The sequence below is a fragment of the Zymomonas sp. genome (assembly GCF_020216885.1).
Classification (GTDB): Bacteria; Pseudomonadota; Alphaproteobacteria; order Sphingomonadales; family Sphingomonadaceae; genus Zymomonas.
In genome coordinates, this window is the sequence record NZ_JAIWON010000035.1 from 1 (window position 1) to 10000 (window position 10000).

Below are 10000 nucleotides of genomic sequence, written 5' to 3' on the forward strand. Positions count from 1 at the left end.
TTGATAGTTTGAGACAGATTATCCATTTGCGGGCTTATGCCCAACAGACACCCATCAATGAATATAAACATGAAGCTTTTGCGCTGTTCGAGCGGATGCTTATCTCTATTCGCGAAGATGTTACCCGTAATCTGAGCCGAATTGAGCTTTTTCAGCCGTCTTTCGAATTGTCTGAACTGCCAGAATTTTTCAAAAATTCGCCAGAAATCATGGCAGCCTTGGAAGAGCAGGAAAAACTGCTTTTTGAGACAACTGTTGATGGACAGAATAAACCACAAGATGACCAGATTACGGTCAATCAAATGGCTGCCCAACAAGGTGCGGCTGCCCAAACCGATTCTCTATCAGATGCAGATCCGGCGCATTGGGTAGGAAAGATAAGCCGTAACGCGCCTTGTCCTTGCGGATCGGGTAAGCGTTACAAACATTGTCACGGCGCTTTTGACAGTAAAAATTAAGAGAAAAGCTGCCTTCGGGCAGCTTTTTTTATGATCTGTCAAATTTTCTATCGAAAAAGGCTTTTAGAAAAGAGGCCTTTCATTTTGGATGAAAAGCACAATATTTTTCATGAATGTAGCTGTATAATTACTTTCTTCTTTCTTTCTCCATGCTACTTTGATTGTGAGGAGGGGGAGAATGCCGAATAAACAGCTTCATTCTACTATAAAAAACGTAACAGCTATGCCTGTAAGTGATCAAAATTCGGTCGATATTTTGATTACAGGATATGTAAAATGGTTTGATATTATTAAGGGCTTTGGCTTTTTGATTGGTTCAAAAGGCGAAGGCGATATTTTGATCCATTTTTCGTTATTACAGGAATATGGGAAACGTTTTTTACCAGAAGGCTCGTGGGTCAAATGTTTGGCAAGGCGAAGCCGTCAGGGTTGGAAAGCCTATAAAATCCTTGCCTTCGAATTGAATAAAGATACCGATCATAAATCGTCGATTGATAGTAACGAACCGCCTTTAAAAGAAAGTGAAACAGCCTTTGAAGCGGTTACGGTCAAATGGTTTAATAGAACCAAGGGCTACGGTTTTTTGATCCGAAATGCCGATCAGCAAGATATTTTTGTCCATGCTGAAGCTTTTCATGCCGCGGGCATCAAAAAATTTGAAGCGGGGAAATCGCTTTATGCTTGTCTTCGGCAGAGTGATAAAGGGCTATCAGCGTATCTTTTAAAAGACATCACGGCACCAGACTAGGCTTAAATCAGATAGCCACTTTATTCCGGCCTGTAAGATTAGCGAGAAGTCTATCTTAAAAATTCGTCTTTCGCGGATTTCGATTAGGTCTATAAGTCATGAAAGCCCTTTGGTGAAATGCTATAAAAGAGATATAATCGCCTGATGAAAAATACTTTGCGTGAATATAGTGCGGAGGCGTTAACCGGCCTTTTTATTGTCTTGGCGACGATTGGCTTCGCCTATTATGCATGGAATAAAACCGGTGGCGGTGTGACTGCCCATGCGGTTCATGTAAAGGCGTTGTTTCCTAATGCAGGTGGTATCAATTCTGGTACAGAAGTTAGAGTTGCTGGTGTAAAAATCGGTAGTGTCCTTGATGAACAGCTTGATCCGCAAAGCTATCAGGTCATGGTTAATCTAGCATTAGATCCGAATATTCCTCTTCCCTTAGACAGCAGCGCGGCTATTACCTCGGACGGGCTGATGAGCGGCTCCTATATTGCGCTTATTCCGGGTGGTTCAGAAAAACATCTGAAAGAAGGTGATACAATCATTGATACCCAAGGCTCGGTTAATCTGATGGGGCTGATTGGCCATTATTTAAATAATAGTAGTGGTTCAAAACCGGCACAGAATGATGCTTCGGGGCAAGCTGCCGACAAAAATTCATGAAACGAATTGTCGTTATTGTTCTTTTGGTGGCGGTTATCCTCCTTTCAGGAGGAATTTTATGGGATATCAAAAAAAATCGTCCCGAATGGTTTGATTTTCTTCCGCAGAGCGAAAACCAAAATTCATCGCCTAAAGTCGGTGATGAAGAGCCGTCAAACGATGATAATGAAGTAAAAGTGGCGCCTGAAAAAGCTGATCAGACTGAGGCAGTCCCTCTTGAAAAAGGCTTGCTGCCTATGTCTCAACGTGTGGCTGTCTTAGGCGTTTTGAATAAAAAAACAGGTGAATGGCAAGATATTACCTTGCATACGGGAGAAATAACGCATTTCCCAGATCTTATTATCAAATTACAGGCCTGTGATGAAACCATGCCTTGGGAAGCCGAACATTTAACGGGGGCTTTTGTGCAGGTCGAAAGCCTGAAATATAATCATCGCTGGCAACGGATTTTTTCGGGATGGATTTATAAGGAAGCTCCGTCTTTGAATGTTCTAGAAAGCCCTGATTATGATGTCTGGCCTAAAAGCTGCACAATGCGCGCACCATTAGGGCATGCTAAAGAGAAGGAAACATCGCCTGTCGCAATCCCACCAGTCTCTAAAACGGCGCTTTCGGTAAAGGGAAAAGCCGCATCAGCGAATTGATTTTCTTTTGCCTTGCTGTGTTTGTTCTGCAGGCATGGAGGAATGCGATCAAGGGTATCCCAGTTACCGGCTTCTTTATCTGTAAAATAATTGGAAACCGCAGATTTGAGACGCTTTAAATAGTCTTCTCTTGTTATTTCTATTGCCCCCATAGAGGCCAGATGATCGGTAATAAATTGGCAATCAAGCAATCTGAAATTGCCGACTTTTAATCTGGCTACCAGCCAAGCCAAAGCTACTTTTGATGCATTACTGACCCGACTGAACATGCTTTCCCCAAAAAAGGCATAGCCTAGATTGACTCCGTAAAGGCCGCCGACCAAACGATTATCTAGCCAACATTCGATAGAATGGGCATAACCCAAATTGTGGAGCTGGCAATAAGCTGCACGGATAGGGGGATTGATCCAGCTGTCGGGGCGGTCTTCTGTTGGTTCGGCGCAAAGATCAATAACAGCTTCAAAAGCGCGGTCTGCGGTTACTAAAAAACGATCAGAGCGAATAATCTTAGCCAAAGAACGCGATAAATGAAAATGATCGAGGGGCAATATTCCACGTTTCTTGGGTTCGACCCAATAAACTTCATCTGTTTCACGGCTATCCGACATCGGAAAAATACCGGTCGCATAAGCACTAAGCAAAAGATGAGGATCAATCATATTTGTCATAGTCTGCCTTTTCCCAAGATCAGACTATAGGAGATAGCGGTTGGAATTGATAATCAAAATAAAAGCAATAGGCTTCTTTTAGTCGAAAATTTTTGGTTTTTAGAATAGTCCAGAAACCGTTCTTTTAAATGTTTTGAACAGCAGGTTTTTTTTGAAACAGACATTTTCTCCCCAAACTGGCAACCTTAATTTGATTACGGATGTCGGCGGCCTATTGGTCGGACAATCAGAAGATCCGATCGCTGAAACGGGTGTTACCGTTTTGACCTGTCCGTCTTTGTGGACGGCAGCCGTCGATATCCGTGGCGGGGGGCCTGGTGGACGAGAAACGGCCGTGCTTGATCCCGAAAATCTGGTCGGCGGCGTGCACGCCATTGTTCTGACCGGAGGGTCTGTTTTTGGACTGGCGGCTGCTGATGCGGTGACTATTGCCCTATCTCAAAAGGGAAAGGGGTTGGATATCAATAGCTGTCATAATCCTGTGCCCATCATTCCATCGGCGGTGCTTTACGATCTAGCGAATGGAGGCAAAAAAGATTGGGATGATACCCCCCCTTACTATCAACTGGGGAAAACGGCGTTACAAAAAGCTGATATTTCTTTTGAGCTAGGACGAGCTGGAGCTGGATATGGTGCTTTGGCTGGTCATGTCAGAGGCGGCATTGGTTCAGCCTCTTTGAATTTGGGAAAGGGGATAATCGTAGGTGCTTTGGTCGCGGCTAATCCGGTTGGTTCTCCTTATATGGGTGACAATCGGCATTTTTGGGCGTGGCCTTTTGAAATCGGACAGGAGTTTGGGGGAAGAAAGCCCGATATCAGGCAGGTATCTTATAATGATCCTTTTCCTGATATCGAACGACTTTCTGAGAATTTTCGTTTAAAAGGCGGTGCCAATACGATGTTGGCTGTTGTTGCAACAACAGCAGAACTCGACCGCAACCAGACAAAAAGATTAGCTATTATGGCACAGGATGGCTTTGCTAGGGCTGTTAGGCCAGTGCATACACCTTTTGATGGTGATACTTTATTTGCGCTGTCTTCCGGTGCGGTTTCTATAGGTGGTGGAAAAATAGCAAATATAGAATTGACGCGTATTGGTTCTGCTGCTGCTGATTGTGTCACACGAGCCATCGCCCGCGCTGTTTATTATGCCAATAAATGACTTTGGCTATTTAGGTTCGTTCGCTTTGTTTTCGGTCTGCACCGCTGCCTGTAAGGCTAATAATTGCAATCGAATAGAACCGGCTGTTTCATAAAGATTGATACTACCCTGAAGCCATTCGGCAGCGGTCATCTTGTTATCGGGATTGTGAGGAAAAGCGGGTAGCTGTGGCGGCGGTATCATCAGATTGGCTGGCAAGTCCGGCATTGGCTGCACGACGTGCGTCGTCGAGCAAGCGGGAAGCATCAGCATTGCCACAGACAGTATTATATACTGGCTGGGTTGCCATTTTTTGTGCATTTTCTTGAATATTCCTTATTTTATCGCCTTGTTCTTGCTGAATAAGACCCATCTGACGAGTCAAATCATCTATTTGTTGTTGGGCAAGATTGGCTTGTTTTTCGGCGGTTTTTAGAGCTTTTTCATATTTTGCTTGTTCATGCCGTTTACCGCGCCGATAGCCGTCGTGATGGATCATCCCGATTGCAAAAAAGATGGCCGATATCGCCAAAATTGGTTTCCATGAGCCTTTTATAAAAGACCAAATTAAAGGTAGCTCAATCATGGCAGCCTTCATTCTGGGTATTTTTATTATCCTGATTACTGAAGGAAATAAGGGTTCCGCCAAAGGTTGCCATCCCAATCCCTTGCGCCATATTGTTAATCCATCCCATGTCATGTCCGAGCAATGTGCCAACGACGATAAGCAGACCTCCCCATGTTGTGCGTTCTTTCAAACGGCCTTTTATCCAGCCTATGACTGTATAAAAATGCCTCATTGTTTTTCTCCGTTTTGTTCATGTTTTGTTCTTTTTAGGTCATGGCAGACCACCATTGACCATCGGGTAAATAACTGGTTGTCCGATTATTCCATCCCTTCAAAAATCGGGGCTGATGAAGGGATAAATCGAAATTTTCCCGTGTTTTTGCCCATATAATAGCGGCTTGTGCTTCACCGTTTTTCTCTATCCATTCCTGATAGGCTTGAATGGTTTTATCCCCGACAACCCCGTCAGGAGATACACCAATAAGACCTTGTAAGAGCCGAATGGCTGTTTTGGGGCCTGATCCCCATGCTTTGTCTAACACCGAAGCCGTGACATGATTCCAAGGCAATTTATCTAAGCCAGAGGCATGATAATATTGTGCAAGGCCTATGCTAACCGCTTCATCTTCTGTCAGTCCGGCTATATCAAAGGCCGTGATATGGGATGTCTGGCGTTCGCGAGAAAGCGCCGCAGCGGTGATGCCATATTTTGAGCCCACTAATTGACCATTCCACCAATTACCTCGATCTTTGGGATCAAGAGACAATTGACCTTCCCAATGCTGGATATACCAACGAATAAAATCGGCGGCTGTCATCATGAGATAGTCTTCCTATTCTCTGAGAACAGTCGCAAAAGACGGATTCCGATCATTTTAGAATTCCCTGAAAAATGAATAGGGGTGACCATTTTAAAATGGGAAAGTTGCCACTATCTATGGTCACCTTTAAGGTTCAATTTATTGAACGCTTTCTGATCGAAATCCGTGGATATTAGCCATTTCAAGCATATCTTCCGTTGATATGACATGTTGTCCCACAAGCCAGACATCTCGAGGAAAAGTGATGTCAACAATATTGGCATGACATACCGGCACATACCCTTTGCGCCTTAAATAGTTAGCCGCAGAGCTTTCTATTTTTTGATGCGATAATTGTTGTTTTTTGACGGTCTCGCCATATCCAAGATGCTTTTTAACAGGCTGGTATCCCGTCGATGCAACGGCATTCCGCATCAGTGCAGACGGCATATCGGGGGATAGCATTGCCTTTTCAGAATTCCTCATAACCACATTCCTTTTTGTTCTTGTTATGTTCTAAAAATATCAACAAGACTCTCTGTAGGAAAGCTGGTTATGGTAAAATGTTATTTTTGTTGGAGTTGTATTATAAAAATATATCAATATTTATTGAATTTTAAATTTATATAATAAAGTTTTTAGTTTTTAAAATATTTGTAACCGACTCACATAATTGAATAACGGCACAGAGAGCTGTGCCGTTATAGAATTTTAAGCCTTCATACTAGGACGAGAGGAAACCTCGCTATACCAACGGTGTAGGGCTTTCAATTTGGAATCCGGTTCCATATCCAGCCGTTTTTTAGCCAAATCAAGGGCAACAACCGCCGTGATATCCGCCATCGAGAAAAAGGCACCAGCGGCATAAGCCTGTTTTTGCAACCGACTATCGAAATCTTCAAAAAAGCGAACAGTCCGCTTTTTCCCGCGTTCAGCTAATTCCGGAATTTGCTGGTAACTATCAACGCCCGTTAAGGCGTGGCCTTGAAGGTTGCTATTGCTATTACGGGTCGCATCGACCACCGAAAAATAACCGTCCAGTTCTATCCGTCTTTCCCACATGCCGACAATTGCTCGCTCTTCGGCTGTCCGGCCAATTAGGGGAGGATCAGGATAAATTTCTTCCAGATAACGGCAAATAATCGGCACTTCGCCTAATGCGGTGCCATCATCCAGCAATAAGGTTGGCACCACGCAATAGGGGTTTATTTTGCGATATTCTTCTGAAAATTGCTGTTTTTTCGCAAGGTCGACTTGGATATTTTCGATATCAATATTTTTTTCTGCAACAAAAATCCGCACCCGCCGAGGATTGGATGCGCCGCTATAGTCGTATAATTTCATTTGTTTTACCTCAATCTGATATCTTATCATTTATAATGTTTTGAACGCAGAAACGGCTATTTCTTTTCCGAAAAAGCGAAAAGTTTTTGTTACCTTGGTTTTATTGATAAAAACGGCCTTGTGAGTAGAGGCTCTGTTTTATCGCTTTAAATAATTATAATTTTCTGAAACTTGAATTTTTATTTTTGATAAATAAAATAATAATATTTTTATTTAAAATAATATTATGTAAATTATAGTGTGGCTACAGCTATTATATGTACAATCCAAGTGAGGGGATATGTCATGAACCGGTTATGGAATAATGCATGGATAACCTTATCGCTGGCGGCTTTTATGTGGGCCAGCAATTTTGTTATTGGGCGTATTATTCCGCCTTCTATGCCGCCTGTTAGCCTGTCTTTTTGGCGTTGGGCTTTGGCTGCCTGTATACTTTTGCCGTTTGTTTGGTCATCTTTGAAAAAAGAATGGCGCGTTGTTTTAAGGCATTGGCCAATTATTCTCCTTTTGGGAACAACAGGGCAGGCTGGATCCAATACTTTAGCTTATTACGGATTGCATAGCACGGGGGCGACAGTGGCTTTGCTTATCCAATCGGCAACCCCTGTTGTAATCTTGCTTTTCGCTTTTTGCCTTTATGGTGAAAAACCCAGCCCAAAACGTATTGTGGCGATGCTTTTTGCCTTTGGCGGCATTCTCTTTGTGATTGCGGCCAAGGGGAATGGTGGTGCGGCCTCGACAATTGGCGGAACCCTGCTTTTGACGGCAACGATGCTGTGTCAGGCTCTCTATGCCACTATTTTGCGCCATAAACCGCCGACTACCCCGTTAGTTTTGCTGTTTTCCTGTTTTGTAGCAGCGTCTCTTGTTCTGCTACCTTTCCAAATCCCTTATGGGGTAGGGTTACCCTTCCATGATTCTCATTCTTTATCGGCGATAATCTATCTGGCTATTGGCCCGTCTATTTTTGCCTTTTTATTTTTTAATCGAGGTGTTCATATTATTGGCGCCAGCCGTGCCAGCATCTTTCTCTATCTGATGCCTGTTTTCGGTAGCTTGATCGCGGTGCCGTTCTTAGGAGAGCGTTTGGGATGGATGCATCTGACTGGATTTTTACTGGTCGGGGTTGGTTTTGTTCTGTCACGAGAAAAAGTGAAATCTATCTTATCCCGCTAATAAAAAAGCCCTTCCCAAAGGAAGGGCTTTCAATAGCTTAGATAACCTTTTGTATGGCTTTTACAAAAGGATCTATCGTTGCCGGCGTTAAACCGGCGACATTTATACGGCCTGATGGTGCCATATAAATAGCCTTTTCGACACGCAGCTTTTTAATCTGTTCTGGTGTCAGCGGTAATATAGAGAACATCCCTTTTTGTTGTAACAAAGGCGCAAAATAAGAATCAGCCTTAGCCAAAGATTGGCGATTACCGCTAATCCGTTGTTGCATAGCCTTTAATTCTGTCCGCCAAGAATCATATAAGGCTTCATTTTCGAGAATAATACGGACAGCGGCTGCGCCATGATCAGGTGGCATAGACCAATGGGTTCGTGTCGATGCAATCAGATTAGATTGAACGATTTTACGGCTTTCGGCATTTTGGGATAACACGAAAACCGCGCCGGTTCTTTCTCGATAAAGCCCGAAATTTTTGTCACAAGAATATGTGACGATCATTTCGTCGATTTGCTGGCTTAGCCAGCGGAGGCCTGCGACATCCTCTTCTAAGCCATCGCCCAAGCCTTGATAGGCAAGGTCGATGACGGGCAGTAAGCCTTTCTGGCTGATGATTTCAGAAAGGGCTTTCCATTGATCGAAAGTAAAATCACATCCAGTCGGATTATGGCAACAGCCGTGCAATAAAATAACATCGCCACTTTTGACTTGTTTCAGGCCGTCAAGAACCGCATCGAAATCAATCTGGCGTTTTTCTTTGTTATAAAAAGGATGGCTGATGCTGTTTAAGCCAGTATTGGCAATGATTTGAAGGTGGTTAACCCATGTCGGATTACCGTAATGAATGTCTGCATTTGGATTGGCTGCATGGATGAGATCAAAAGCCAGCCTTAAAGCTCCGGTGCCACCTGGGGTCTGTAAGCCTGACAAGCGTTCATGATCTTTGAAATCATTCCCAAAGACGACCGGAATCAATCGGCGGAAAAATTCTATATCGCCCGCTGATCCCAAATAAGATTTGGTATTCTGTTCGTGGATAAGCTGTTTCTCGGCAGCTTTAACCGCTCGCATGACAGGGGTATGACCCTGATCATCACAAAAAACCCCAACGCCGACATCAATTTTATCTTCGCGAGTATCTTCACGACAAAGCGCAATCAATTCCAAAAGCGCATCTGCTGGTTGAGATTTTAAGTTCGAAAAAACCGATTTTTTTTCAGAATGGCTCGGCCTTTCTGTTATATTTTCGGCATAGGCGGTCATAATATCCCTCTTTCTATTCCTCGATAAAAAGAGGTTAAACGAAATTTAATCCCTGAAACAAGGATAAAGCATAAGGCTTTTCTGTATCCATAAAATGATAGAACAGGATAATAAATTTACTTCTATTATGGAGATAATCTCTTGTTCTTTATATCTATTTTTATATCCATATTAACATATAATTATTTTTGATGATCTGTATCATATAGCGAATAAGAATATAATTTTGTCGTCCTCTTTAATGAAAAGAGGCATCTCTATATCGAAATGTCACATTTCGATGATATTATTGGTTTTTCCCAGAATTTTTTAAGGGATCAACGCATTGCTTCCTCATTCTTTTTTAAAGCCCGTATTTTCTTCCTTGGCGATAGCGATAATGGCAAGCAGCCTTTCATCGGTAACAATCGCAGCAACACAGCCTTTGGATAATCATTCTAAGGGGGAGATTGTTGCATCTTCTGAAACAGCACATAACCCATGGAGGGGGGCGCGCCTAATCGTTGCTATTTCGGTTGATCAATTTTCGTCTGATTTA

13 protein-coding genes and 1 pseudogene are annotated in these 10000 nt (G+C 43.0%); 6 read left to right on the forward strand and 8 right to left on the reverse strand.

Annotated features, from left to right (window positions below):
* The 4 genes and pseudogenes from LDL18_RS01730 to LDL18_RS01745 form a co-directional block, all read left to right on the forward strand.
* Positions 1-458 (forward strand): SEC-C metal-binding domain-containing protein (locus tag LDL18_RS01730; RefSeq protein WP_296506506.1); only part of this gene is annotated, 458 nt, incomplete at its 5' end.
* Between the two features lie 178 nt (positions 459-636).
* Positions 637-1206 carry a cold shock domain-containing protein gene (locus LDL18_RS01735; RefSeq protein ID WP_296506509.1) on the forward strand — a complete coding sequence of 190 codons (570 nt, stop codon included), beginning with the start codon at positions 637-639 and terminating at the stop codon, positions 1204-1206.
* A 144-nt stretch (positions 1207-1350) separates the two neighbouring features.
* The gene (gene mlaD / locus LDL18_RS01740) at positions 1351-1860 is read left to right on the forward strand and encodes an outer membrane lipid asymmetry maintenance protein MlaD (protein ID WP_296506511.1); all 510 of its coding nucleotides are present in this window, start codon (positions 1351-1353) and stop codon (positions 1858-1860) included.
* A gap of 236 nt (positions 1861-2096) precedes the next feature.
* A pseudogene (locus LDL18_RS01745) lies at positions 2097-2330 on the forward strand (DUF2155 domain-containing protein); the annotation flags it as partial.
* A 35-nt stretch (positions 2331-2365) separates the two neighbouring features.
* Here LDL18_RS01745 and aat read toward each other — a convergent pair.
* Positions 2366-3172, reverse strand: a complete 807-nt coding sequence (gene aat / locus LDL18_RS01750; RefSeq protein ID WP_296506514.1) for a leucyl/phenylalanyl-tRNA--protein transferase — start codon at positions 3170-3172, stop codon at positions 2366-2368.
* Between the two features lie 151 nt (positions 3173-3323).
* On the opposite strand from aat, the gene LDL18_RS01755 reads away from it, so the two are divergent.
* Complete coding sequence (locus LDL18_RS01755) at positions 3324-4334, forward strand: P1 family peptidase (RefSeq protein WP_296506516.1); 1011 nt, start codon at positions 3324-3326, stop codon at positions 4332-4334.
* Between the two features lie 6 nt (positions 4335-4340).
* Here LDL18_RS01755 and LDL18_RS01760 read toward each other — a convergent pair whose 3' ends face one another.
* From LDL18_RS01760 to LDL18_RS01785, 6 genes are all read right to left on the reverse strand, one after another.
* A complete protein-coding gene (locus LDL18_RS01760; protein ID WP_296506520.1) occupies positions 4341-4517 on the reverse strand; it encodes a hypothetical protein in 177 nt (58 codons plus the stop codon).
* Positions 4471-4899: a hypothetical protein gene (locus tag LDL18_RS01765; RefSeq protein ID WP_296506522.1), complete on the reverse strand. Its 429-nt coding sequence runs from the start codon at positions 4897-4899 to the stop codon at positions 4471-4473. Before LDL18_RS01765 ends, LDL18_RS01760 begins: the two co-directional genes overlap by 47 nt.
* Positions 4892-5113 (reverse strand): hypothetical protein, encoded by a 222-nt coding sequence (locus tag LDL18_RS01770; RefSeq protein ID WP_296506524.1) that lies wholly within the window; start codon positions 5111-5113, stop codon positions 4892-4894. Before LDL18_RS01770 ends, LDL18_RS01765 begins: the two co-directional genes overlap by 8 nt.
* Positions 5114-5147: 34 nt before the next feature.
* Positions 5148-5702 carry an N-acetylmuramidase gene (locus LDL18_RS01775; RefSeq protein ID WP_296506526.1) on the reverse strand — a complete coding sequence of 185 codons (555 nt, stop codon included), beginning with the start codon at positions 5700-5702 and terminating at the stop codon, positions 5148-5150.
* A gap of 138 nt (positions 5703-5840) precedes the next feature.
* Positions 5841-6167 carry a hypothetical protein gene (locus LDL18_RS01780; RefSeq protein ID WP_296506528.1) on the reverse strand — a complete coding sequence of 109 codons (327 nt, stop codon included), beginning with the start codon at positions 6165-6167 and terminating at the stop codon, positions 5841-5843.
* Between the two features lie 225 nt (positions 6168-6392).
* Positions 6393-7025, reverse strand: coding sequence for a glutathione S-transferase (locus LDL18_RS01785; protein ID WP_296506530.1), 633 nt, complete (start codon positions 7023-7025; stop codon positions 6393-6395).
* A 285-nt stretch (positions 7026-7310) separates the two neighbouring features.
* On the opposite strand from LDL18_RS01785, the gene LDL18_RS01790 reads away from it, so the two are divergent.
* Positions 7311-8201: a DMT family transporter gene (locus LDL18_RS01790; RefSeq protein ID WP_296506534.1), complete on the forward strand. Its 891-nt coding sequence runs from the start codon at positions 7311-7313 to the stop codon at positions 8199-8201.
* 37 nt (positions 8202-8238) lie between these two features.
* On the opposite strand, the gene LDL18_RS01795 is transcribed toward LDL18_RS01790, so the two are convergent.
* Positions 8239-9462 carry an amino acid aminotransferase gene (locus LDL18_RS01795; protein ID WP_296506536.1) on the reverse strand — a complete coding sequence of 408 codons (1224 nt, stop codon included), beginning with the start codon at positions 9460-9462 and terminating at the stop codon, positions 8239-8241.
* Positions 9463-10000: the final 538 nt, after the last annotated feature.